We start from the raw sequence: 22,917 nt of genomic DNA, 5'->3' as shown, positions 1-22,917 counted from the left end.
GCGGACCGGCGCGGGCCGAGGCGGACCGGCGCGGGCCGAGGCCGGTGCGGCCCGGCGGGGGCGGGCCGGCGGGGGCGCGGCCCACCGGGCTCGCGGCCGGCGAAGGCCGGGCGGGCGGCACTCGCCGGCACGCCGCGGCCCCGGCGCGCGCGGTCGGTCAGCGGGCCGGGGTCTCCGGTGCGGAGTTCTCCAGCGGCACCGAGTGGGCGGGCACCAGTCCCAGGTGCACGGCCTGCCGGTCGAGGGCGGCGTCGAGCAGCCAGTCGGCGCCGACCCGGGCCCGGTTTCCGGGCATCGCCAACAGGTGGTACCCCCGGGTCACCGCCTTCGCCGGCAGCCCGGCCAGCGGCACGTTGAGCGGGTTCGCGGCCGCGTCGGTGCCGCCCAGGTCCACCACGAAGCCCAGGTCGTGGTGCCGGTACGGCTTCCGCCGACCCTGCCCGAACGAGGCTGCGATGTTGTGCGCGGCCAGCTTGCCCTGCCGCTCCGCGTGCTGCGCCGTCATCGTGGTGAGCGAACCCGGCCTGGTCAGGTCGGGTACGGCCGCAGCGTCCCCGCACGCGTACACCTCGGGGTGTCCCGGGACGTTGAGGAACTCGTCCACCACCAGCCGGCCCTTCTCGGTGCGCAGGCCCAGGTCGGCCACCAGCGGATCGGGCCGCACCCCCACGCACCAGACCAACGATCGGGTGGGCACGAACTGGCCGTCGCTGAGGTGTACCCCGTCGGCGGTCGCCTCCTTGACGGAGGTGCCCAGGCGCACGTCGACGCCCCGCTCGTCGAGCACCCCGTGGGCGGTCCGCGACATCCGCTCGTGCAGTTCGGGAAGCACCCGGTCGGCGATGTCCAGCAGCATCCAGCGGGGCCGCAGGCCGAGGTCGGGGTGCTGGGCGGCCAACTCGTCGGTGAACAACTGCCCGTGCGCGGCCACCTCGGTGCCGGTGTAACCCGCCCCCACCACCACGAATGTGCACCGGGCGGCGCGTTCCGCCGGATCGGTCGTCTGGGTCGCCTGCTCGATCTGGCCGACCACGTGATCGTGCAGGTAGAGCGCCTCCGGTAGGCCACGGAATCCGTGCGCGTGTTCGGTGACACCGGGGATCGGCAGCAGCTTGTTCACGCTGCCGACGGCCAGCACCAGCCGGTCGTACTCCATGGATCCCGACCGGTCCTCGGCGTCGGTGTAGCGCACCTGGCGGCCGGCCAGATCCACCCCGTCGGCCTCACCCACGACGAGCCGCACGCCGGGCAGGGATCCGGCAAGCGGGACCGAGATCCGGGTGGGACCCAGCACGCCGGCCGCGACCTCGGGCAGCAGCGGCAGGTAGAGGAAGTAGTCGGTCGAGTTGAGCAGGGTGATCTCCGCCCGGCCGCGGGCGAGTCGGGAGAGGGTTCTCGCGGCGTGGTAACCCGCGAATCCGGCACCAACGATCACGACACGGGGTTTGGTCATACCCGCCCGCCTTCCCGGACCGCCGCCACGCAAACCTCGCCAGGCAGGATGCGACGCGGTTCACCGGAACCCGAAGAACATTGACATTCATCGGTCTGGAGGCCGACGATGCGACGCATGCCTGATCGTGAAGCGAACGGCACCCGGCCCACCGGCACGGCGCGCCGCACGTTCCTGTCCGCCTCCGCCGCGACGGCGGCCGCCGCCGTCACCGCCGTCACCGTCCCGCTGGTCGCCGCGCCCGCGCAGGCGCGCGGCACCGACCCGCACAACGCGGATCCGGTACGCGGTCCCGGCCGACCCACCCGCCCGCAGGCACCCGACCGCGAGTTGCGGCAACTGCTCCGGGAGATCGACCGGGATCGGATCGAGGCCACCGTCCGCCGGCTTGTCGCCTTCGGGACCCGGCACACGCTGTCCGATCAGGACGATCCGGTGCACGGCATCGGCGCCGCCCGGGACTGGATCCACAACCGGTTGCTGGAGTACGCCGCGCCGTCGGCCGGCCGGATGACGGTGGCGCTCCAGTCGTACACCCAGGAGCCGGCGCCGCGGATCCCGACGCCGACGGTCATCACCAACGTGGTGGCCACCCTGCGCGGATCGGTCACCCCGGAACGGGTGTACGTGATCACCGGGCACTACGACTCCCGGGTGACCGACGTCATGGACTTCACAAGCGACGCGCCCGGCGCCGACGACGACGCCTCCGGGGTGGCGGTGCTGATGGAACTGGCCCGGGTGCTGGCGACCCGCAGTCCCGAGGCGACAATCGTGTTCGCCGCGGTGGCCGGCGAGGAGCAGGGCCTGTACGGCTCCGGACACCTGGCCCGGCAGTACAGGGCCGCCGGCACCGACATCCAGGCCATGTTCAGCAACGACATCGTCGGGGCCAGCCGCGCCGACGACGGCACCGTGGACGCCCGCGGCCTGCGGTTGTTCGCCGAAGGGGTGCCCACCTCGGAGACGCCCGAGCAGGCCGCCGTGCGTCGGTCGGTGGGCGGCGAGAACGACTCGCCGACCCGGCAACTCGCCCGGTTCGTGACCGACGTGGCGGAGAACGGCGCGACCGGCGCCGACGTGCGAATCATCTACCGGCGGGACCGCTACCGGCGGGGCAGCGACCACATCCCGTTCCTGGAGCAGGGCTATCCGGGGCTACGGTTCACCGAGCCGAACGAGGACTTCGCCCACCAGCACCAGGACGTCCGGGTGGAGGACGGCAAGCAGTACGGCGACCTGCCGGAGTTCTGCGACTTCGACTACATCACCCGGGTGGCGAAGGTGAACGGCGCCGTCCTGTGGTCGCTGGCGCAGGCCCCGGGCACCCCGAAGGGCGTGGTCATCGACACCACCCAGCTCACCAACGACACCACGCTGCGCTGGCAGCGCGGCCCGGAACCGGATCTCGCCGGGTACGAGGTGGTGTGGCGGGAGACGACCGCGCCGGACTGGCAGAAGGTGATCCCGGTGGGCGACGTCACCGAGGTGACCATCGACCTGTCGAAGGACAACGTATTCTTCGGCGTCCGCGCCGTGGACCAGACCGGACACCGCAGCCCCGTCGCCGCCCCGCTGTGAAGGAACGGAACCCTTCTCCAGCTCGCTGAGGGTGCCCCAGGAGCAGGCTCGTCCAGAACAGGTTGATCGGCAGACCGACGGCCGGATACGGCACCGGACCCCGGACCACCAGGTCGTAGCCGTGGGACGCGGCGCCGAACAGGAACAGGCCCGCCGCGACGAACACCACCGGTTGGGCCCTCACAGCAGTCCGGCCACCTTGTAGAGCACCAGCGATCCGGCGACCGCGACGTTCAGGCTGAGTCCGTGGCCGACCATCGGGATCTCCACGGCGGCGTCGAGCAGGTTCAGCGCCTCGGGCGGGATGCCGTCCGCCTCGTGCCCGAGCACCACGATGGTCCGTCGGCGGGCGGCCGGCAGGTCGGCCAGGCGGATGGCCTCGTCGGCCAGTTCCACCCCGAGCACGTGGGCGCCCGCCCGGCGTTCCCGGTCCAGCCAGCGCAGTGGCGAACCGATCCGGTGTACGCAGGTCGGGTGGCGCAGGGTGTTGCCGCGTTCCAGTGCGCCGTTCACCCAGTCGAACGGCGGTACCGCGAGGCAGGCGCCGACGGCGTCGCAGGTGCGCAGCAGGGTGCCCAGGTTGGCGCCGTGCATCGGCCACAGGGGTGCGGCCACGAGGTGGCCCCAGCAACGGTGGGCGCGGGGGCGGCGGGCGACACGCGTTTCGTGCCGGGTCCGCGCCCGGATCGCCGGGCTCACCGGCCGCCGGCGGCTCCGCCGGAGAGGTCGTCGGTCATCGTACGGGCGCTTCGCGGCGCACCCGGGCCATCGACGGGGACGGGACGCGTCTCAGCATAGCGGCGAAGATCGTCCATGCGGTACCGTCCGACTGTCGGAGCCATCCTCGGATCGGAGGCACCCATGTGCATCGCACTCCTCGACCCGGTGACCTTCCCGGCTTCGACGCGCCGCGGCTGAGCGCCGTCGCGGTGATCGTTCGTCGTTCCCGTAACTCTCCGGAGTGGACGGGCACGACCAACTGACCGACCGGCCGTACCGCGGCCGCCTCGAAGCGCGTCCACCCGGCGTGCGGGCCGTCCCGCCGCCGTCTGCCCGGCACCCGTCGTGGTGCCGTTGTCACGCCTGTCGAGGAGAACGCGTGTTTCCGCATGTCCCGACCGGGCGCCCCGGTGTGCCCGGCGTTTCCACCACCCCGGTTTCCGTCCCTCGGACGGGGTGGATCCGATGACCTCCACCAGCGTCCCACCCCGGCTCGGCCGGGACTTCCACGCCGTCTGGCTGGCCAGCGCCGTGTCGAACCTGGGCGACGGCGTCACCATGGTGGCCGGCCCGTTGCTGGTCGCCTCCCTCACCACCGATCGGTCGCTGATCGCCGGGGCGGTCCTCGCCCAGCAACTGCCCTGGCTGCTGTTGGCACTGGTCAGCGGCGCCCTGGTGGACCGCCTCGACCGCCGGCGGCTGATCGTGGCCGTCAACCTGGGCCGGGGCGTGGTGCTCGCCGCGCTGGCGGTCACGATCGTCACCGGCACCGTCGGCATTCCCGCCATCTATCTGGCATTTTTCCTGCTCGGCACCGGCGAGACGCTCGCGGACACGGCGTCCTCGGCGTTGCTGCCGAGCATCGTGCCGGCCGAGCGACTGGAGCAGGCGAACGCCAGGCTGATGGCCACCTTCGTGGTGGGCAACCAGTTCGCCGCCAAGCCGCTCGGGGCGTACCTGTTCGTGGCCGGGGTGGCCGTGCCGTTCGGCGTCGACGCGGCCAGCTTCGGGTTGGCCGCGGTGCTGCTGGCGGTGGTGCGCTGGCGGCCGGTGTCGCCGGCCACCGCCCAGGCCGGCCTTCCGCGGCGGCGCGGCCTGCTCGCCGAGATCACCGACGGCGTACGCGCGCTGTGGTCGCTGCCCGCGTTGCGCCTGCTCGCGGTGTGCCTCGCGGTGATGAACGTGGCGTTCTGCGCGGCGTTCGCGGTCTTCGTGCTGTACGCCGAGCAGCGCCTGGGGCTCGATCCGCTGCGGTACGGGGTGCTACTGACCGCGTCGGCGGCCGGTGGGCTGCTCGGCACCTGGCTGGCTCCCCGGCTGCGACGCCGGTTCGGCACGGCGAACCTGCTGCGGGCCGGTCTGCTGATCGAGGTGAGCATCCAGGTGGTGCTCGCCGGCACCCGGTCACCGTGGGTGGCCGGCCTGGTGCTTGTGGTCTTCGGGGTGCACACCATGGTCTGGGGGGTGCTGGTGGTGTCGCTGCGGCAGCGGCTGGTGCCTGATCACCTGCGCGGCCGGGTGGGCAGCGTCTACTCGCTGCTGGACCTGGGTGGCGCCGCGGTCGGCACCGCCGTCGGCGGGGCGCTGGCCGGGCTGACCGGCACCGTGGTGGCGCCGTTCTGGGCCGCCAGCGCCGCGATGACCGTACTGGCCATGGCGGTGTGGCGCCCGATGGCGGTCGTCAACCGCTGACCGACCTGCGAGGAAGGGGCCCTTCTTATCGCTTTCGGTATAGGAAGGGCCCCTTGTTAACCGGCCACCGGGTGACCCGGGCGGCCAGTTACGCAAATGCAGCTTGACCACTACAGGGTGCTTACCTACGGTATGCCAAAAGCTTTTGCCAAAAGGTTTTGGCAGCAGCGTCGATCCGACCCCACTCTCTCCTCCGGCGTGCCCGCCCGCCGGGTCTCCCCCGTTCTCCCCCCTTCTGATCGGAGTCAACGATGGCCTCTCGCAACGCCTGGCCCACGAGCGGCAGCGTCCCGACGACGAGCGACGGCGCGCCGGTGGTCACCGGCGGCTGGCGCCGCCGCGGCTTCCTCGGCCTCACCGCCGGCGCTGGCCTGGCCGCGTTCACCAGCGCGTGCGGCGCTGGTGGCACCAGCGACGCCGGGGCGTCCGACGCCCAGACCCTCACCGTGGCCTGCGAGGGCGGCGGCAAGATCGAGCTGCAGCCGGTGGTGGACAAGTTCCAGCGCGACACCGGCAGCACGGTCACCCTGGTCGAGCTGCCGTACGACGGCCTGTTCAACCGGCTCACCAGCGAGCTGTCCAACGGCAAGCCGTCGTTCGACGTGTGCGCGGTCGACGCCGTGTGGCTGCCGCTGTTCGCCGGCAAGCTGGCCCCGATCGACAAGCTGTTCACCGACGAGGTGAAGAACGACCTGTTCCCCGCGTTGGTCAGCGAGGCCCAGGTCGACGGGACGTTCGTCGGCATGCCGGTGTGGACCAACACCGAGATCCTGCTCTACCGCAAGGACCTGTTCGACGACGCCAAGGAGAAGTCGGCCTTCGCGGCGAAGTACGGCTACCCGCTCGCTCCGCCGACCACCTGGCAGCAGTTCACCGACGTGGCCACCTTCTTCACCCGACCCGGCCAGCAGCTCTACGGCACCGACGTCAAGGGCGCAGTGGAGACCGAGTGGTTGGCGCACGTCCTGCAGGCCGGTTCGCCCGGCGTCGTGCTCGACGACAACGGCGCCGTGATCGTCGACAACGCGCAGCACGTCGCCGCGCTCGCCTTCTACGCCGACCTCAACAACAAGCACAAGGTGGCCCCCAGCGGTGCCGCGCAGACCGACTGGAACGCCGCACAGAACCTGTTCAACCAGGGTCAAACCGCCATGACCCGGTTCTGGGCACACGCGTACCGGCAGATCCCGGCCGACGCCAAGGTCGCCGGCAAGGTCGGCGCGGCGCCAATGATCGGCGGCACCGCCGGCGTCGCCGGCATCCCCGGGCCGTGGTACCTCTCCGCCCCGCAGGGCGGCGCCAAGCAGGACCTCGCCGAGCAGTTCATCAAGGCCGCGTACGACGACAACGCGCTGAGCATCGACACCAGCCTCGGCCTCGCCGCCCGCAAGTCCGCCTACCAGCAGTACGCGGACAAGCCCGGCTTCGAGTCGTTCGGCCCGCTGCTGACCACGCTTAACGCCAGCGCCACGAAGGCCCGGCCGGCCACCCCGCACTGGCAGCGGATCGTGGACAGCGTCCTGATCCCGACCATCCAGAAGGCGCTGACCCCGGGAGCCGACTACGCCGCCCTGCTCAAGGCCGCCCGTACCCAGATCGAGGGAATCATCAAGTGACCCGGACAGCGCCGGTGGCGCCGCCGCGGACCCCACCCCCGGCGCCGCGACCCGCCGCGCGCCCGGGCCGGTCGCGGACCCGGGGCCGGTTGTCGGACGCGGGGTACGCCACCCTGCTCGCCGCGCCGGCCGCGGTGGTGCTGCTCGCGCTGGTCGGCTGGCCGTTGGTGCGGCTCGCCGTGGACAGCCTGTACACCGGATCCGGGCTGGGTGACGGGCGCGGCTTCGCCGGGCTGGACAACTACGTCACCGCGCTCACCGACCCAGGCATCCGCGCCGCGGCCGGCCGCACCCTCGCGTACACGGTGATCGTGGTGACCGCCGAGCTGCTGCTCGGCCTCGGCGTGGCCCTGCTGTTCCACCGCCTGGGACCGAAGGCCCGGATCCTGCAGACGCTGTTCCTCTACCCGCTGATGATCGCGCCGGTGGTGGCCGGCCTGCTCTGGCGGTTCCTGATGATCGACAACGTCGGCATCGTGAACGAACTGCTGTACCGGGCGGGCGTCCTCGACTCCCCCGGCGACATCTCCTGGCTCAGCGACCCGGACCTGGTGCTGTTCGCGGTGGCGCTGCCGGACATCTGGCTGACCACCTCGTTCATGACCCTGGTCCTCTACGCGGGCCTGCAGGCCATCCCGCCGGACCTGTACGAGGCCGCCCGGCTCGACGGCGCCCGCGGGCTGCGCCTGCTGGTAAGCGTCACGCTGCCGCTGCTGCGGCCGATCATCGCGGTGGCCCTGGTCATCCGGGGCGTGGACGCGGCGCGGGCGTTCGACGTGATCCTCATCCAGACCGACGGTGGCCCGCAGTCGGCCTCGGAGACGTTGAGCCTGACCATCTACAAGACGATGGTCAGCTTCAACGACCCGGGGACGGCCGCCGCCACCAGCACCCTTTTCATGATCGTCATGATGGTGGTCGCCATGGTCGCGGTGCTGACCATCTGGCGGCCGGGCAGGGAGTCCTGATGTCCCCTCGTACGGTCGCGCGGGTCAAGACCGCGCTGCTCTGGGCGCTCGCCGTGCTGGTCGTGGTGATCTACGGCTTCCCGTTCGTCTACCTCGTGCTCACCTCGGTCAAGCCGCCCGTCGACGCGATCGCGGTGCCGCCCACCGTGCTGCCGCAGCGGTTCAGCCTGGACAACTACGTCACCGCGCTGAACCGGCCCGGGGTGACCGCGTCGTTCATCAACAGTGTGAGCACCGCCGTGCTGGCCACGGTGCTGTCCATGGCGCTGGCCATCCCGGCCGCCTGGGGCATCACCCGCTACCGCACCCGGGCCGGGCGGCTGCTGATGGCCGGTTCGTTGCTGGTCCGGATGGCCCCCGCGGTGGCGATCGGCATTCCGCTTGTCACCATCCTCGGCGCGGTGAACCTGACCGACACCCCCACCGGTCTGGCCCTGGCCCAGACCACCGTCGCGTTGCCGCTGTCGATCTGGCTGCTGGCCAGCTTCTTCGAGGGCGTCCCCCGGGAGATCGAGGAGGCCGCGCTTGTGGACGGCTGCGGCCGGTTCCGGGCGCTGCTGCGGGTGATCCTGCCGGTGGTGTCCGGCGGGGTCGCGGTCACCGCCATCTTCGCGTTCCTCGCCTCCTGGAACGAGTTCCTCTTCGCCCTGCTACTCACCTCGATCCGGGCGCAGACCACCCCGATCGCCATCGCCAACTTCCAGAGCCAGTTCGGCCTCGACTGGGGGCCGATGACGGCGCTGGCCACCCTCTACTCCGTACCCGCGGTCGTCCTGACGCTGCTGCTGCAACGGCGGATCGTCGCCGGGCTCAGCCTCGGCGCGGTCAAGGGCTGACATCCCGCACCACCGAAAGGAATCTCCATGTCGTTCTGGCAACCCACCAGCCCGCTCGCCGGGCTGTCCCGGGTCAAGGCCGGCCGCTCCAAGCGGGAGTCGAGCTGGGACCGGACCGGCGGTAACCGTGACTTCACGACGGTGCCACCCGGTGAGACCGCCGTGCTGGCCGACATCACCGGCACCGGCGTCATCGAACACATCTGGCTCACCACCCGCTGCTACTCGGAGAAATACCTGCGCAAGCTGGTCGTCGAGATGTACTGGGACGGCGAGGAGAACCCCAGCGTCCGCAGCCCGCTCGGCGACTTCTTCGGTGTCGGGCACGCCACCTGCACGCACTACGTGTCGCTGCCGCTGAGCATGGTGTTCGGCCCCCGCCGCGGACCCAAGGGGCCGTTCGCCGCGGCGATGAACTCGTACTTCCCGATGCCGTTCGGCAGCGCGGCGAAGATCGTCATCCGCAACGAGAGCGACAAGCCGATCGAGAACCTGTTCTACTACGTCGACTACGAGCTGACCGACGAGGCGAAGCCGGAGGATGTGGCCTACTTCCACGCCTACTACCGGCAGGAGAAGCCGTGCACCCCGGTGCCGAACGGGCTCGCACCCGGGGAGTTGCCAGCGCCCTGGGACCTGCCCGGCACCAACCTCACCGGCGACGAGAACTACGTCATCCTGGACGCCGAGGGCACCGGCCACTACGTCGGCTGCGTGCTCAACATCGACAACCACAACGCGTCCAACCAGCCGTACAGCTGGCCGGGCGAGGGCGACGACATGATCTTTATCGACGGCGAGCAATGGCCCCCGTCGCTGCACGGCACCGGCACCGAGGACTACTTCAACGCCGCCTGGGGCTTCCCCAGCGGGGCGTACGCCGGCCCGTACCACGGCATCAGCCTGGCCAGCAGCCCACAGGAACACTTCGGGCTGTGGAGCATGTACCGATTCCACATCGAGGACCCGGTCCGGTTCAGCTCCTCGATCCGGGTCACCATCGAGCACGGCCATGCCAACGACCAGGGCAACGACTTCTCCTCGGTGGCGTACTGGTACCAGCACCACCCGCACAAGCCGCTCGCGGAGTTGCCACCCGTGCAGGAACGGCTGCCCCGGCGCTGGCCGGAACACGGCCTGTGGGACGAGTGACCGGTCCGATACCGTGGGCCGGCCGTCCATCCCGGACGGCGCGGCCCCGGCGAACAGTGCGATGGTGAGCTGATGGGATCCAAGGCGAGCATTCGCGACGTCGCCGCCGCGGCGGGCGTCTCGGTGACCACCGTGTCCCACGTGCTCAACCGGAAGGACGGCACCCGGGTCAGCCCGGAAACCCGGGAACGGGTGGAGTCGGCCGCCCGCCGGCTCGGCTACGCGGCGAACGGGTTGGCGCGCGGGCTGCGGTTGCGTCGCTCGCACACCCTCGGACTGCTCAGCGACCAGATCGCCACCACCCCGCACGCCGGACGGATCATCCTCGGCGCCCAGGAGGCGGCGTCGGCGCGCGGTTGGGTGCTCATGTTGCTGACCACCGGCGGTGACCCGGAGGTCGAGCGACGCGAGATCCAGGCGCTCGCCCAGCACCGGGTGGACGGGGTGCTCTACGCGACCATGTATCACCAGGTCGTCCGGGTGCCCGACGAGCTGCGTCCGATGCCGGTCGTGTTGCTCGACGCGAGCAGCACCGACACCACGCTGCCCTCCGTGGTGCCGGACGAGCGGGACGGCGGCCGGGTCGCCACCGCGGAACTGCTCGATGCCGGCCACCACCGGATCGGATTCGTGACAAACGTGGACGACATCCCCGCCACCCGAGGTCGACTACTGGGTTACCAGGAAGCTCTGCGGTCCGCGGAACTCACCCCGGACCCGCGTTACGTCATCGCCGAGGAGTCGGACACGAACGGTGGCTACCGGGCCGCGCGGGCCTTGCTCGACCGCACCGACCGGCCCACCGCGCTGTTCTGCTTCAACGACCGGATGGCGATGGGCGCCTACCGGGCCGCCGCCGAACTCGGCCTACGCATTCCCGACGACCTGTCGGTGGTCGGCTTCGACAACCAGGAGTTGATCGCCGAAGGGCTGCACCCGGGCCTCACCACCGTCGCGCTGCCGCACTACGAGATGGGCGCCTGGGCGGTCGAAACGATGGTCACCCTGCTCGATGCGCCCTCCGGTCCCCGCCGACCGGCCGCCCGGCAGGTCGTCATGCCCTGCCCGCTGGTACGTCGGGACTCGGTCACCGCCCCCGCCTAGCTCCGGATCCATCAAACGCCCCGTCGCGCCCGTCGACCTCCCCGCCCGACGCCGCGATCCGCCACCGTTGCCACGGTGGCGCCTACCCGAAGGACGAACCGTGCTACGACTGCCCGACGCCTGGATCTGGGACTTCTGGTTCGCCCGCGACGGCGACACCCACCACCTGTTCTTCCTGCGGGCTTCCCGGGCGCTCGGCGATCCGGACCGCCGGCACTTTCGGGCCAGCGTCGGCCACGCCATCTCGACCGACCTGCGCACCTGGACCCAGGTGACCGACGCGTTGGTTCCCGCCGACCGGCCCGCGTTCGACGACGTCGCCACCTGGACCGGTTCGGTCCTGCGTGGACCGGACGACCGGTGGTACATGTTCTACACCGGCGCCGGCAGCACCGAGCGGGCCCTGGTCCAGCGGATCGGCCTGGCCACCTCGACCGACCTGACGACCTGGCACCGGCACCCGACCTCCCCGGTGCTCACCGCCGCCGGCCGCTGGTACGAGCGGTTCGGCGACTCCACCTGGCATGACGAGGCGTGGCGCGACCCCTGGGTGTTCCCCGACCCGGGCGGCGACGGCTGGCACATGCTGATCACGGCGCGGGCCAACGAGGGACCGGTCGACGACCGGGGGGTCATCGGACACGCCCGCTCGCACGATCTGGTGCGGTGGACCGCGCAACCACCGCTGACCGCCCCGGGCAGCGGCTTCGGCCACCTGGAGGTGCCGCAGGTCGAGGTCGTCGACGGGCGGCCGGTACTGATCTTCTCCTGCCTCCGCGACCAGTTGGCCCGGCGCCGCCCCGACGCGGCCGCGGCGGCCGGGGTATGGGTGGTACCGGGTGACTCCCTGCTCGGTCCGTTCGACGCCAGTCACGCCCAGCGGCTCACCGACGACAGCCTCTACAGCGGCCGGCTGGTCCGCGACGCCGCCGGCCGGTGGCAGCTGCTCGCCTTCCTCAACCACGATGCCGACGGTCGGTTCGTCGGGGAGCTGAGCGACCCCATCCCGGTCCGGGTCACCGGCGACGGCACGGTCCTGCTGGGCGACGCGGAGCCCGGAACCCCGTACTCGGTGCTGGGCCGCCGCACCCCCGTGCCGGACCCGGCGCAGGCGGGTGGCACCGCGCCCAGCCAGGCCGTCGCGGCCGGGGCCTGACGTGCTGACCGTCCTCGGCGAGGCCGTCGTCGACCTCGCGGCGCACGGCCGCGACGGTCTGTTCGCCGCCCACCCGGGCGGCAGCCCGCTGAACGTCGCCGTGGGCCTGGCCCGCCTGGACCGGCCCACCGCGCTGCTCGGCCGGCTCTCCAGCACCGCACTCGGTCGCCGGCTGCGGGCGCACGCCATCGCCAACGGCGTGGACCTCAGTGCGGTGGCCACCGACGACCGACCGGCCACCCTCGCGGTGGTGTCGCTGGACGGGGCGGGTGCCGCGGTGTACGACTTCTACCTCGACGGCACCGCCGACTGGTACTGGGCGGCGGAGGAACTGGCCAGGCCCCCGTGCGGCACCCGGATACTGCACACCGGGTCCCTCACCGCGCTGCTGCCGCCGGGCGCGGATCTGGTCGCCGACCTGGTGGCCCGGCTGCACGCGGACGGGGAGGTGCTGGTCAGCCTCGATCCCAACGTGCGGCCGGCGGTGGTCGGGGACCCGGACGAGGCCCGGGCCCGGTTGCTCGCCCTGGCCGCGCACACGCACCTGGTCAAGGCCAGCGACGACGACCTGGCCTGGTGGTTCCCCGGGATGCCGGTCGAGGCCGCCGCCCACCGGCTCCTCGACACCGGCGTAGGGCTCGTCGTGGTGACCCGAGGGGCCGCCGGATCGGTCGCGGTGACAGCCGGGCGGATCGTTCGGCGCCCGGCCCGCCGGGTGACCGTGGTGGACACCGTCGGTGCCGGTGACGCGTTCACCGCTGGCCTGCTGGACGCGCTCCTCGACGCCGACGAGGCCGCCCCGGATCGGCTCGGCACGCTGGACACCGACCGGCTCGGCGCAGTGCTCGACCACGCCACCCGGGTCGCGGCCATCACCTGCACCCGTGCGGGCGCCGACCCGCCGCGCCGGGCCGAGCTGTAGCCGGCCTTCCATCGGCCGGCATCCGGTGGGTAACGGACGGCCGGCGTCCCTCAGGCGTCGGCGCTGTCAGCCGGGCGGCGTGGCCTCGGTCGGCAGCGGGATCTGCACGAAGGTGGCACCGCGCAGGTCCAACCAGGCCCGGTCCGGCCCGCGCACCAGACGCAGCATCACGGCGGCGCACCCCGGGCAGCGCGCCACCAGGCCCGGTGCCTGCGGATAGACCCGCAGGCCGGCCATCGGCCCGGTGCGTCCGCAACCGGCGCACCGGCCGGTGGCGCCGCTCAGGTCCACCGCGAACACCTCCCGCAGCGGCCCGTCCAGCATGTTGCCGTCCAGGTGGGACTGTTCCGGCATCTCGCCTCCTCGTCGGTCGGCCCGGTCGCCATCGCCGGGCCGTCGCTCAGCCGGTCGGGCCGAACCGTTCCGTCGCTCAGCCGGTCGGGCCGAACCGTTCCGTGCGGATCCGCTCGGTCGGATGCCCCGCATCGACCAGCAGGTCCGCCGCCGCCTCCACGAAACCGGTCGGGCCGCAGACGTAGCACGCCGGCTCCCGGTCGGCCGGCCAGCCGTGCGCGTCGAGGTCCGCCGCGGTGGTCCGGTGCGGCGGGTCGGGCCAGCCGTCCGGCACGGCGCGGGTGTAGACGTACCCGACCTCCAGGCCGGCGTCGGCCGCGTCCCGCAGTTCGGCCCCGTAGATGACGTCGGCGGGCGTCCGGACCGAGTAGATCAGCCGGACCGGTGCCCGGCTGCCCGCCGCCCGGTGGGCGCGGACCATCGCCATCAGCGGCACGATCCCCGATCCGCCGGCCACCAGCAGCAGCGGCGGGGCGTCGGCCGGCCGCCAGACGAACCATCCGCCGACCGGCCCGCGGATCTCCACCGGGTCGCCGACGGCGAACACGTCGAGCAGGTACGGCGACACCTCCCCATCGGGTACGCGTTGCACGGTGAGGTCGATCCGGCCCGCGTCGGCCGGGCCGGCCAGCGAGTAGGCCCGCTCGGCCCGGTAGCCGTCGGGGGCGGTGAGCCGGACGTCCACGTGCTGCCCTGGCAGGTGCCCCGGCCAGTCCGGGACGTCCAGCACCAGGGTGGCGGCCGTGGCGGTCTCCTCCCGGCGGCCCGCCAGGTGCGCCACCCGCCAGCTCAGTCGCCCTGGTACCGCTGCTCGCGCCACGGGTCACCGTAGTCGTGGTAGCCGGCGGTCTCCCAGAAGCCGGACTCGTCCGTCGGCGTCAACCTGATGCCGTTGAGCCATTTCGCCGACTTCCAGAAGTAGAGGTGCGGCACCAGCAACCGGGCCGGGCCGCCGTGTTCGGCGGGCAGCGGATCGCCGTCGTACTTGTGTACCACCCAGGCCCGACCGTCACGCAGGTCCTCCAGCGGCAGGTTCGTGGTGTAGCCGCCATACGACTCGGCGAGCGCGTGGTCGGCGCTCGTCTCCACCTCGTCGAGCAGCACGTCCAGTGACACGCCGGTCCACCGGGTGCCCAGCTTGGACCAGCGGGTCACGCAGTGGATGTCGACAGTCGGCGTCTCCGCCGGCAGGGCGAGGAAGTCGGTCCAGGACCATCGGTGCCGCTCGCCCGTCTCGGTGGTGATCACCAACTCCCATTCGTCGAGCGGCACGCGGGGAGTCGGTCCGGCGGAAAGCACCGGGAAGTCATCCACCAGGTACTGGCCCGGCGGCAGGTCCGCCGCACCGGTGCGCCGTCGGCCGGTGAAGCCTCTCGACACGATGCCCATCCGCTAGTCGTACCACCCGGTCGGCCAGCGCGCACCGGTTGCCGGCAACCAGCCCTCGCGGGCCGGCCGCGGGGCCGGGGTTCCGCCGACCGGGCACGGGTGGGCAGGATGGAACCTCGGACCAGGGCGACGGGAGGTCGGCGTGGCGTCGACGGCACGGCGGATGTGGCGGTTGTTCGAGCCGGTGCACGCGGTCACCTACTTCGCGCCGGCGGCGCGCACCGCGTACGAGGAGGCGGGGCTGCGCGGTTTCTGGCGCGGCTACTTCGCCGGTCGGGCGGCACCTCTCGGTCCGGTCGGGCCGGGGCCGGTGGTCGCGACGTTCTTCGGCTTCGCCCCCGGCATGGTGGCCCGCGCGATGCCCGATGTGTGGCGGCGGCTTGAACCCGCCGGGGTGCTTCGCGCCCGGCTCGACGGCGCGCGTCGGGTCCTGCGCGCGTTGCCCGACCTTCCCCCGGCCCGGGTGTCGGAGGCGACGGAACTGCTCCGCGCCGCGGCCGGCGGGATCGACCCGGCCGGCCGGCCGCTCGCCGCCGCGAACGCCGACCTGCCCTGGCCCGACGACGACCTCGGCGTGCTCTGGCAGGCCGCCACCGTCCTGCGCGAGCACCGCGGCGACGGGCACGTGGCGGCGCTGCTGGTGCACGGCCTGGACGGGCTGGAGTCCCTGGTGTGGCGGGCCGCCGTGGACGGCGACCGGACGGTGCTGCAACGCGCCCGCGGATGGACCGACGAGGAGTGGGCGGCCGGCCAGGAACGGCTTGTCGACCGGGGTTGGCTCACCCCCGATGGGCGGCCGACGCCCGTCGCGATCGCCGCCCGGGACGACATCGAGCGGTGCACCGACGCTCTGGCCGAGGCCCCGTGGCGGCGGCTCGGCACCGAACGCACCGAGCGGTTGGCGGGTCTGCTCGGACCGATCGCGGTCGCCGCGGCCGGCGTCCTGCCGTACCCGAACGCGATCGGCCTGGCGCCGCCGGCCGGGTCGGGGCGGGCGGCGGCACCGTCATGACCGCCGGCCCGGGCGTTGCGGGCGGCGACACCGTCGTGGCCGCCGCCGGCCACCGGATCAACGGCCTCCGCTGATCCGCTCGTGCGATCCGAGGGTCTCCCGGGTGGCACGCAGGCTGGTGAGGGTGACCACCACCAGGACGCCGACGATCACGCCGAGCGAGGCCAGGGTGGGGATCTCCGGCACGGTGTCCCAGACCCCGTGCGCCCAGTGCAGGGCCAGCTTGAGCCCGATGAACCCGAGGATGACCGCGAGGCCGTAGCTCAGGTGCACCAGCCGGCTGAGCGCGGCGTGCAGCACGAAGTAGAGCGCCCGGAGGCCGAGCAGGGCGAACGCGTTGGTGGCGAAGACCAGGTACGGATCCTCGGTGATGCCGTACACGGCGGGCACCGAGTCGACCGCGAAGACCACGTCGGTGGCGAGCACCGCGACCACCACGAGCGCCATCGGGGTGAGTGCCCGCTTGCCGTCGACCCGCACGATCATCCGGGTCCCGTGGTAGTCGTCGGTGACCGGCATCATCCGCCGCAGCACCCGGACCGACCGCATCTTGGAGATCTCGACGTGCTGGTCGTGCCCTTTCGTCGCGTCCCGGAGCAGCTTGATCGCGGTGGCGATGAGGATCGCGGCGAAGAGCAGGAACGCCCAGTCCAGGGTCTGCAGGGCGGCGGCGCCGAGGGCGATGAAGATGCCGCGCAGCACCAGGGCGCCGGCGATGCCGTACAGCAGCACCCGCTGGGCCAGCGCGGCCGGCACCGCGAACGCGGCCAGCAGCAGCATGAAGACGAACAGGTTGTCGACCGAGAGCGACTTCTCGACCAGGTAACCGGTGAGGTACTCCAGGCCACGGCCGCTGTCGAAGCGGAACCAGATGAACACGCCGAAGGCCAGCGGCAACGCCACATAGAAGGCGGACCAGCCGAGCGCCTCCCGGATGGACACCTCGTGCGGCCGGCGGGTCACCAGGAAGTCGAGCACGAGCAGGCCGAGGACGCCGAGGATCGTGACGGTCCACAGCATCGGCGAACCCACGGAATCCAGCGCGGGCGCGGCAAGATAGGACGATCCGGTCATCAGGCCTCCTCGAACACCATGGCATGTCCGAGGTCTCCTTCACCCACGATTGTGGGCAACCATCCGAGGCGCCGGTGGCGGCGTCCGTACTGACCGGAATGGTTCCTGACCTGACCGCGGTCGTGGGAAGTACTCCCCTCGCGGCTAAGGCTAGACCAGGCCAGATGCGATCGCCAAGCGGGCGGGACGCTGCCCTAAGGTGGGCCCGGTGACCGAGGACACAGCGCCCGCCGGCCCGCTCACCGGCGTACGGGTGGTGGAGCTGGCCGGCATCGGACCCGGCCCGTTCACCGCGATGCTGCTCGCCGACATGGGGGCCGACGTGGTTCGGGTGGACCGGGCGTCCGTGGTCGACCCGTCGGCGTTCGGCACGCCGCACCCGGACCTGCTCAACCGGGGGCGCCGCTCGATCGGGGTGGACCTCAAGCAGCCCGCCGGGCGGGACCTGGTGCTGGATCTGGTGGCCGGCGCGGAGGTGCTGCTGGAGGGCTTCCGGCCGGGGGTCACCGAGCGGCTGGGGCTGGGGCCCGCCGAGTGCCACGCGGTCAATCCGAACCTGGTGTACGGGCGGATGACCGGCTGGGGGCAGGACGGGCCGAACGCCGGGTACGCCGGGCACGACATCGACTATCTGGCGCTCACCGGGGCGCTGCACGGCATCGGCCGGGCGGACGAACCGCCGGTGCCACCGCTGAACCTGCTCGGCGACTTCGGCGGCGGCGGGATGATGTTGGCCTTCGGCGTGGTCTGCGCCCTGCACGCGGTCCGGGCCGGCGGCACCGGTCAGGTGGTCGACGCCGCGATCGTGGACGGCGTGGCGGTGCTGTCCACCCAGATCCACGCGCTACGCCGGATGGGGATGTGGCAGGACGCGCGGGGGGCGAACCTGCTCGACGGCGGCGCCCCGTTCTACGCCACGTACGAGTGCGCGGACGGTCGGCACCTGGCGGTCGGCGCGCTGGAGCCCCAGTTCTACGCGGAACTGGTACGCCGGACCGGGTTCGAGCCGCCGGAGGGCGAGGGCCGGGACCGCACCGATCCGGGCCAGTGGCCGGCCGCGCGGCGGCACTGGGCGGAGTTGTTCCGCAGCCGCACCCGGGACGAGTGGGTCGAGTTGCTGGGCTCCGGCGACGCCTGTGTGGCGCCGGTGCTGGACTGGGCGGAGGCTCCCGAGCACCCGCACCTGGCGGCGCGCGGGGTGTTCGTCTCCCCCGACGGCGTGACCCAGCCGGCGCCGGCTCCCCGATTCAGCCGGACCCCGGGCGCGATCCGCCGGCCGCCGCCGCATCCCGGTGAGCACACCGACGAGATCCTGGCCGAGCTGGGCCGGTCCGGTGCGGCGATCCGGCGGCTACGGGACGGCGGCGCGGTGGCCTGAGCGCGCCGGGCCGTCAGCCCCCGCCCCGTCGATCTTGCACTATGGGTTGGCCTTTTGCGCCTTCAATCCCTTTTGTCGGCGCCAAAACTCCAAGATCGCGGGGCCGGGGCCGGGGGCGGGGGCGGGGGCGGGAGCTCAGCGTCGCTGGGGGGCGCCCGGTGCGGGGGCCGGCTCGACAAGCGTTCCGTAGTCCGCTGGTAGCCGGGCCACCAGGTCGTCGAACTCCGCGCCCTCGACCGCTTCGCGCAGGGCGTGGAACAGCGCCCGCGCGGCGTCCCGGGCCGCCTCCTCCCCCGTCTCCGCGCGTGTCGCCACCCGACGGACGAACTCGGCGGCGTCGAAGGACTCGGCGGCGTCGTCGGGCGGCCGTAACAGGCCCTGCAGGGGCAACGGGAGTTGGGTGGCGAGATCCAGCGCGGCGCCCCCGGGCAGCCGGTCGTTCAGCGTCTCCAGAGCGGCCCGGCTCAGTTCGACGGCCCGGTCGACATCCACCCCGGCACGCCGGGCGACAAGGTTGACGAAGGTGTCGTAGTCCATGGTGACGCCCCTCCCCCGGCGGCGGGCCACTCCCCCGGCCGCGAGCCAGCGGCGTACCCGCGGGAGGCGGCGCCTAACGGCGGCGCGCGGCAGGCGTGCCGGCGCCGGCACCGGGTATGCCGCGCCACCGTGGTCGGCGGCGACAGTGCGCCGACGGGCGGACAACCGGGCGCGGGGGCGGGGCGGGCGAGGCGGTGTGCCGACACAGCGGCAGCGGTGAGGAGCGCGATCGATGACGACCAACGAGCAGGTGATGCGGTACCTCTCGGCGATGGACTATCCGGCCGGCAAGGACGAGATCCTGCGGGAGGCGCAGCGGGCGGGCGCGCCGCCGGAGGTGCTCCGCGCGTTGCGGGCGATCCCACCGGTGGACTATGCCAACACCAACGAGGTGGTCCGGTCGGCCCGCACCGAGTTGGCGCCGGAGGTCGACGCGGGCGAGCGGGCCGGCAAGGCGCGCGACCGTCGGCACCAGCGGGTGGCCCGCGACCTGCGGTCCATCTGAGGCGGCCTGCCAGAGGTCGGACGAGGTGCCAGGACAGGGCTGGCATCGCCTGGAGCACCACGTCCGACCGCACCCGGCGACGGTGCGGCGTCCGAACCGGACGCGCTCGCCGGATTGGGCGGCGCCGCCCCGCGCCGGGGACGGCATCGCTGCCGACCCAAGCGTACGAGGGTAGGTCGTCCATCCGGAGGATATTACGAATATCCGTCACATATTGATCATGTGACCGGCGAGTCCGTGCAGTGCCTCCTTGACCGCCTCACCGAGTGTCGGATGGGCATGCACGTTCCGGGCCAGCTCGTGCACGGTCAGATCCCACTGTTGAGCCAGGGTCAGCTCGGGCAACAGCTCGGTGACGTCGGGACCGATCAGGTGGGCACCCAGCAGTTCGCCGTACCGCCCGTCGCTTATCAGTTTCACGAAGCCCCCGGTGTCGGCCAGCCCGTGCGCTTTGCCGTTGGCACTGAACGGGAACTTGGCCACGTGGACGTCGAAGCCCCGCTCCCGGGCCTGCCGCTCGGTCCAGCCGAAGCTCGCGATCTGCGGCTGGCAGTACGTCGCCCGCGGAATCATCGTGAAGTCGAGTTCCATGGTCTCGGCGCCGCCGATCGTCTCGGCCGCGATGATCGCCATCGCCTCCGCCGCGTGCGCGAGCATCAGCTTCGCGGTGACATCGCCGATCGCGAACAGGTGGGGCACGTTGGTCCGGCCCCGGCCGTCGACCTCGATCGCACCCCGGTCGGTGAGCCGGACCCCGGCGCGCTCCAGGCCGTACCCGGTGACCCGAGGCTGGAAACCGATCGCCTGCATGACCGTGTCGGCGGCCAGCACCTCCCGCTTCCCGTTCCGGCTCACCGTGACCCGGACCTGGTCGTCGCCCTCCTCGATGGACTCCACCCGGGTGGCGGTGAGCACCGTGACGCCCAGTTTGCGGTAGCGGCGAGCCAGCTCGGCGGACACCTCCTCGTCCTCCGTCGGCACCATGCGGTCCAGGAACTCCACGATTGTCACATCGACGCCGTACGCGTTTAGCACGTACGCGAACTCCACCCCGATCGCCCCCGCACCGGCGATGACGATGCTGCCCGGCAACCGGTCGGCGAGAATCTGCTCCTCGTACGTCACCACCCGCGGCGACAGCGACGTGCCCGGCAGCAGCCGGGTGCTGGCGCCGGTCGCGATGACGCAGTGGTCGAAGGTGACGGTCTCGGTGCCACCGTCGGCACCGGCCACGGTGAGGGTGTTGGCGTCGACGAACGTACCGCGCCCGTCGTACTCAGTGATCTTGTTCTTGCGCATCAGGTAGTGGACGCCCTTGACCCGGCCGTCGGCGACCGCGCGGCTGCGCCGGTGGGCGACCGAGTAGTCCAGGTTGATTTTTCCGTCCACCCGGATGCCGAAGGTGTCGGCCTCGGTGGTCATCAGGTGGGCCAGTTCGGCGTTGCGCAGCAGCGCCTTCGACGGGATGCAGCCGACGTTGAGGCAGACTCCGCCCCAGTACTTCTCCTCGACGACCGCGGTGTCGAGGCCGAGTTGGGCGGCGCGGACGGCGGCGGTGTAGCCGCCGGGTCCCGCGCCGAGGACGACGACGTCGTGATGTTTCGCCATGGCCGGATGCTAGGCCGTGCCGTGTCGGCGTCAGATGGCCGCCCGGACTTCGCGGTACCGGTTCTCCACATCGGTGCGGGCGAGCGAGCCGACCAGCCAGGCCAGCCGCTCCGAACGACGCTCGCCAGCCAGCGCGACCAGGTCGCGGGCGGACCGACCCAGTCCCAGCTTGCGGGCCGCGGCCAGCGCCCGCCGGTCAGCCACCGGCGCCACCTCGGGCCAGAGCGCCTGCGCCTCGCGCAGGAAGAGATCCACGACCTGGTTGTCCACCGCCGGCAGCGCGGTCAGCAACTGGCGTTCCCTGGCCGGCCGGTAGCGGGCGGCCACCCGCAACCGGCGCAGGTCGCCACGGTGGCGGTCGACCAGGGTGCGGGCCAGGTCGCCGAGGCCGATCGCCAGCGCGGTCGCGTCGGCATTCCGCCAGCCCCGCTCGCGCAGCAGGTCGGCCCGGTCGGCGACCCGGGAGCGGGCCAGCCGAGCCGCGGAATCCCACCCCCGGTCACGCAGTGCCAGGGCGCTCGCCGTCGCCCGGGTCGCGTCGCCGGTCCGCCGCAGCAGCACCGCGAGGCAGAGCACCTGGAACAGGCTGCCCGGGTTGTTGGTGACCCGCAGTCCGTACGCCTCGGCGAACCCGCGGCCGCTCGCGACGAGCCTGCGGACCAGACGTTTGCGCCGCTCGACCTGTTTGTCCTCGTGGAATCGGGCCATGCCGCCCGGGTACCCACCTGCTGGCCGGTCACGCCCGGTCAGCCCGAGGTGACACCGTTCCGGTCGCGGGCCTTGAGCCGGGTGGTCGGCATCGGTGGAGCGGCCAGCACGGGCGTGGGATCGTCGAACACGGTGCCGTACCGGCGACCGGCCGCCCAGTCCTCCCGCGCCTCGACGATGTCCTCGTGCGTACGGCCGACGAAGTTCCACCACATCACCAACGGGTCGGCGAACGGTTCGCCACCGAGCAGCAGCAGCCGGCAGTCCGGCCCTGCGGTCACCGCCAACTCCGTACGCCCGGCCTCCAGGTAGAGCAGCGAACCCGGCGCCAGGTCCGCGTCGCCGACCCGCGCGGTCCCGGACATGGCCAGCACCCCGTGCTCGTACGCGGGATCCAGCGGCAACGACCCGGCGGCGCCCTCCGGTCCGGTCAGCTGGGTGCCGAGCAGTGGACTGTGCACCACGGCCGGCGACCGGGCACCGGCCAGCGACCCCACAAGCACGTCCACCGTGAGGTCACCGAGCCGCGCCGTCGGGATCTCGGCGTGGTGCCGGAAGTCCGGCGCACCGTGCCGCGCCGACTCCGGTAGCGCGATCCACAACTGCACCCCGTGCATGCTCGGCGGATGCTCCGGCGGGGAGTTCTCGGAATGGGCGATGCCGCGCCCGGACGTCATCACGTTGAGCTGGCCGGGGCGGATCGATTGACTGTTGCCCAGGCTGTCCCGGTGCAGGATCTCACCGGCGACCAGCCAGGTCACCGTCTGCAGGCCGATGTGCGGGTGCGGTGGCACCCGCATGCCGGGCCGGTCGGCCACGTCGTCCGGACCGAAGTGGTCCACGAAGCACCAGGCGCCGACCATCCGTCGCCGACGGTGCGGCAGCAACCGCCGCACCGTCGTGTACCGCCCGAGCGGCACGTCGTGGCCGGGCAGCAGCACACTGGCGGGCTCGGCCGGCGACCCGCCCGGCTGCTCGTCGGTAAACGGCGGCCGGATCTGTGCCGGCAACGGAACGGCGGCGTTCATCCACCGACTGTACGGCGAACAGACGACGGCCCCTCGTCAACGCGTAGCGCGTTGGCGAGGGGCCCGTGCCGTCATGTCGTGGGTCAGCTGTTCCACTGCTCGGCGACCAGGTCAGCGGCCTGGC

22 protein-coding genes are annotated in these 22,917 nt (G+C 72.5%); 12 read left to right on the top strand and 10 right to left on the bottom strand.

Annotated elements, in window-relative coordinates; all coding sequences use genetic code 11:
* Window positions 1–157: 157 nt before the first annotated feature.
* The gene (locus tag ACFQUZ_RS31750) at window positions 158–1,453 is read right to left on the bottom strand and encodes an NAD(P)/FAD-dependent oxidoreductase (RefSeq protein ID WP_377448890.1); all 1,296 of its coding nucleotides are present in this window, start codon (window positions 1,451–1,453) and stop codon (window positions 158–160) included.
* A 117-nt stretch (window positions 1,454–1,570) separates the two neighbouring features.
* Here ACFQUZ_RS31750 and ACFQUZ_RS31745 point away from each other — a divergent pair, with 117 nt between their 5' ends.
* Window positions 1,571–3,034, top strand: coding sequence for a M20/M25/M40 family metallo-hydrolase (locus ACFQUZ_RS31745; RefSeq protein ID WP_377448888.1), 1,464 nt, complete (start codon window positions 1,571–1,573; stop codon window positions 3,032–3,034).
* A gap of 180 nt (window positions 3,035–3,214) precedes the next feature.
* Here the strand turns inward: ACFQUZ_RS31745 and ACFQUZ_RS31740 are convergent, their stop codons facing one another.
* A complete protein-coding gene (locus ACFQUZ_RS31740; RefSeq protein ID WP_377448886.1) occupies window positions 3,215–3,649 on the bottom strand; it encodes a TrmH family RNA methyltransferase in 435 nt (144 codons plus the stop codon).
* Window positions 3,650–4,219: 570 nt separating this feature from the next.
* Between ACFQUZ_RS31740 and ACFQUZ_RS31735 the strand changes: the two genes are divergently transcribed.
* The 8 genes from ACFQUZ_RS31735 to ACFQUZ_RS31700 all read left to right on the top strand — a co-directional run bounded on the left by ACFQUZ_RS31735 (window position 4,220) and on the right by ACFQUZ_RS31700 (window position 13,200).
* A complete protein-coding gene (locus ACFQUZ_RS31735; protein ID WP_377448884.1) occupies window positions 4,220–5,446 on the top strand; it encodes an MFS transporter in 1,227 nt (408 codons plus the stop codon).
* A gap of 251 nt (window positions 5,447–5,697) precedes the next feature.
* Window positions 5,698–7,062: an ABC transporter substrate-binding protein gene (locus ACFQUZ_RS31730; protein ID WP_377448882.1), complete on the top strand. Its 1,365-nt coding sequence runs from the start codon at window positions 5,698–5,700 to the stop codon at window positions 7,060–7,062.
* Complete coding sequence (locus ACFQUZ_RS31725; RefSeq protein ID WP_377448880.1) at window positions 7,059–8,030, top strand: carbohydrate ABC transporter permease; 972 nt, start codon at window positions 7,059–7,061, stop codon at window positions 8,028–8,030. The genes ACFQUZ_RS31730 and ACFQUZ_RS31725 overlap by 4 nt, the downstream gene beginning before the upstream one ends.
* Window positions 8,030–8,866, top strand: coding sequence for a carbohydrate ABC transporter permease (locus ACFQUZ_RS31720; RefSeq protein WP_377448879.1), 837 nt, complete (start codon window positions 8,030–8,032; stop codon window positions 8,864–8,866). Before ACFQUZ_RS31725 ends, ACFQUZ_RS31720 begins: the two co-directional genes overlap by 1 nt.
* A gap of 27 nt (window positions 8,867–8,893) precedes the next feature.
* Window positions 8,894–10,018 (top strand): glycoside hydrolase family 172 protein, encoded by a 1,125-nt coding sequence (locus ACFQUZ_RS31715; protein ID WP_377448877.1) that lies wholly within the window; start codon window positions 8,894–8,896, stop codon window positions 10,016–10,018.
* A gap of 72 nt (window positions 10,019–10,090) precedes the next feature.
* Window positions 10,091–11,122 carry a LacI family DNA-binding transcriptional regulator gene (locus ACFQUZ_RS31710; RefSeq protein ID WP_377448876.1) on the top strand — a complete coding sequence of 344 codons (1,032 nt, stop codon included), beginning with the start codon at window positions 10,091–10,093 and terminating at the stop codon, window positions 11,120–11,122.
* Window positions 11,123–11,222: 100 nt separating this feature from the next.
* Entirely contained in the window at window positions 11,223–12,278 is a 1,056-nt protein-coding gene (locus ACFQUZ_RS31705; RefSeq protein WP_377448874.1) for a glycosyl hydrolase family 32, read from the top strand.
* Between the two features lies 1 nt (window position 12,279).
* The gene (locus ACFQUZ_RS31700) at window positions 12,280–13,200 is read left to right on the top strand and encodes a carbohydrate kinase (protein ID WP_377448872.1); all 921 of its coding nucleotides are present in this window, start codon (window positions 12,280–12,282) and stop codon (window positions 13,198–13,200) included.
* Between the two features lie 66 nt (window positions 13,201–13,266).
* Here the strand turns inward: ACFQUZ_RS31700 and ACFQUZ_RS31695 are convergent, their stop codons facing one another.
* The 3 genes from ACFQUZ_RS31695 to ACFQUZ_RS31685 form a co-directional block, all read right to left on the bottom strand.
* On the bottom strand, window positions 13,267–13,554 hold the full coding sequence (locus ACFQUZ_RS31695) for a DUF6510 family protein (RefSeq protein WP_377448870.1): 288 nt from the start codon (window positions 13,552–13,554) through the stop codon (window positions 13,267–13,269).
* Window positions 13,555–13,630: 76 nt separating this feature from the next.
* Entirely contained in the window at window positions 13,631–14,374 is a 744-nt protein-coding gene (locus tag ACFQUZ_RS31690; RefSeq protein ID WP_377448868.1) for a ferredoxin reductase, read from the bottom strand.
* Window positions 14,344–14,943: a sulfite oxidase-like oxidoreductase gene (locus tag ACFQUZ_RS31685; protein ID WP_377448866.1), complete on the bottom strand. Its 600-nt coding sequence runs from the start codon at window positions 14,941–14,943 to the stop codon at window positions 14,344–14,346. The genes ACFQUZ_RS31690 and ACFQUZ_RS31685 overlap by 31 nt, the downstream gene beginning before the upstream one ends.
* A 163-nt stretch (window positions 14,944–15,106) precedes the next feature.
* Between ACFQUZ_RS31685 and ACFQUZ_RS31680 the strand changes: the two genes are divergently transcribed.
* Complete coding sequence (locus ACFQUZ_RS31680; protein ID WP_377448892.1) at window positions 15,107–15,955, top strand: hypothetical protein; 849 nt, start codon at window positions 15,107–15,109, stop codon at window positions 15,953–15,955.
* Window positions 15,956–16,012: 57 nt separating this feature from the next.
* Here the strand turns inward: ACFQUZ_RS31680 and ACFQUZ_RS31675 are convergent, their stop codons facing one another.
* Window positions 16,013–17,029, bottom strand: a complete 1,017-nt coding sequence (locus ACFQUZ_RS31675; RefSeq protein ID WP_377448864.1) for a TerC/Alx family metal homeostasis membrane protein — start codon at window positions 17,027–17,029, stop codon at window positions 16,013–16,015.
* Between the two features lie 208 nt (window positions 17,030–17,237).
* On the opposite strand from ACFQUZ_RS31675, the gene ACFQUZ_RS31670 reads away from it, so the two are divergent.
* Window positions 17,238–18,407: a CaiB/BaiF CoA transferase family protein gene (locus ACFQUZ_RS31670; RefSeq protein ID WP_377448862.1), complete on the top strand. Its 1,170-nt coding sequence runs from the start codon at window positions 17,238–17,240 to the stop codon at window positions 18,405–18,407.
* Between the two features lie 135 nt (window positions 18,408–18,542).
* Here the strand turns inward: ACFQUZ_RS31670 and ACFQUZ_RS31665 are convergent, their stop codons facing one another.
* Window positions 18,543–18,944 (bottom strand): DUF2267 domain-containing protein, encoded by a 402-nt coding sequence (locus ACFQUZ_RS31665; RefSeq protein ID WP_377448860.1) that lies wholly within the window; start codon window positions 18,942–18,944, stop codon window positions 18,543–18,545.
* 232 nt (window positions 18,945–19,176) lie between these two features.
* On the opposite strand from ACFQUZ_RS31665, the gene ACFQUZ_RS31660 reads away from it, so the two are divergent.
* Window positions 19,177–19,449 (top strand): DUF2795 domain-containing protein, encoded by a 273-nt coding sequence (locus ACFQUZ_RS31660; RefSeq protein ID WP_377448858.1) that lies wholly within the window; start codon window positions 19,177–19,179, stop codon window positions 19,447–19,449.
* Window positions 19,450–19,656: 207 nt separating this feature from the next.
* Here the strand turns inward: ACFQUZ_RS31660 and lpdA are convergent, their stop codons facing one another.
* Genes lpdA through ACFQUZ_RS31645 form a run of 3 tightly spaced genes read right to left on the bottom strand, consistent with a single transcriptional unit; the run spans window position 19,657 to window position 22,793 of the window.
* Window positions 19,657–21,057, bottom strand: coding sequence for a dihydrolipoyl dehydrogenase (gene lpdA / locus ACFQUZ_RS31655; RefSeq protein WP_377448857.1), 1,401 nt, complete (start codon window positions 21,055–21,057; stop codon window positions 19,657–19,659).
* Between the two features lie 30 nt (window positions 21,058–21,087).
* Window positions 21,088–21,765, bottom strand: coding sequence for a hypothetical protein (locus tag ACFQUZ_RS31650; protein ID WP_377448855.1), 678 nt, complete (start codon window positions 21,763–21,765; stop codon window positions 21,088–21,090).
* A gap of 38 nt (window positions 21,766–21,803) precedes the next feature.
* A complete protein-coding gene (locus tag ACFQUZ_RS31645) occupies window positions 21,804–22,793 on the bottom strand; it encodes a pirin family protein (protein WP_377448853.1) in 990 nt (329 codons plus the stop codon).
* Between the last annotated feature and the right edge of the window lie 124 nt (window positions 22,794–22,917).

Source organism: Plantactinospora sp. GCM10030261, from assembly GCF_042666615.1.
GTDB lineage: Bacteria > Actinomycetota > Actinomycetes > Mycobacteriales > Micromonosporaceae > KBS50.
This window is presented reverse-complemented; position numbering and strand designations above follow the sequence as displayed.

Excerpts from the sequence above, each read along its gene's own strand:
- ACFQUZ_RS31750 (WP_377448890.1), bottom strand. The coding sequence starts at position 1,453 with ATGACCAAACCCCGTGTCGTGATCGTTGGTGCCGGATTCGCGGGTTAC.
- ACFQUZ_RS31745 (WP_377448888.1), top strand. The coding sequence starts at position 1,571 with ATGCCTGATCGTGAAGCGAACGGCACCCGGCCCACCGGCACGGCGCGC.
- ACFQUZ_RS31735 (WP_377448884.1), top strand. The coding sequence starts at position 4,220 with ATGACCTCCACCAGCGTCCCACCCCGGCTCGGCCGGGACTTCCACGCC.
- ACFQUZ_RS31730 (WP_377448882.1), top strand. The coding sequence starts at position 5,698 with ATGGCCTCTCGCAACGCCTGGCCCACGAGCGGCAGCGTCCCGACGACG.
- ACFQUZ_RS31720 (WP_377448879.1), top strand. The coding sequence starts at position 8,030 with ATGTCCCCTCGTACGGTCGCGCGGGTCAAGACCGCGCTGCTCTGGGCG.
- ACFQUZ_RS31715 (WP_377448877.1), top strand. The coding sequence starts at position 8,894 with ATGTCGTTCTGGCAACCCACCAGCCCGCTCGCCGGGCTGTCCCGGGTC.
- ACFQUZ_RS31710 (WP_377448876.1), top strand. The coding sequence starts at position 10,091 with ATGGGATCCAAGGCGAGCATTCGCGACGTCGCCGCCGCGGCGGGCGTC.
- ACFQUZ_RS31695 (WP_377448870.1), bottom strand. The coding sequence starts at position 13,554 with ATGCCGGAACAGTCCCACCTGGACGGCAACATGCTGGACGGGCCGCTG.
- ACFQUZ_RS31685 (WP_377448866.1), bottom strand. The coding sequence starts at position 14,943 with ATGGGCATCGTGTCGAGAGGCTTCACCGGCCGACGGCGCACCGGTGCG.
- ACFQUZ_RS31680 (WP_377448892.1), top strand. The coding sequence starts at position 15,107 with ATGTGGCGGTTGTTCGAGCCGGTGCACGCGGTCACCTACTTCGCGCCG.
- ACFQUZ_RS31675 (WP_377448864.1), bottom strand. The coding sequence starts at position 17,029 with ATGACCGGATCGTCCTATCTTGCCGCGCCCGCGCTGGATTCCGTGGGT.
- ACFQUZ_RS31665 (WP_377448860.1), bottom strand. The coding sequence starts at position 18,944 with ATGGACTACGACACCTTCGTCAACCTTGTCGCCCGGCGTGCCGGGGTG.
- ACFQUZ_RS31660 (WP_377448858.1), top strand. The coding sequence starts at position 19,177 with ATGACGACCAACGAGCAGGTGATGCGGTACCTCTCGGCGATGGACTAT.
- lpdA (WP_377448857.1), bottom strand. The coding sequence starts at position 21,057 with ATGGCGAAACATCACGACGTCGTCGTCCTCGGCGCGGGACCCGGCGGC.
- ACFQUZ_RS31650 (WP_377448855.1), bottom strand. The coding sequence starts at position 21,765 with ATGGCCCGATTCCACGAGGACAAACAGGTCGAGCGGCGCAAACGTCTG.
- ACFQUZ_RS31645 (WP_377448853.1), bottom strand. The coding sequence starts at position 22,793 with ATGAACGCCGCCGTTCCGTTGCCGGCACAGATCCGGCCGCCGTTTACC.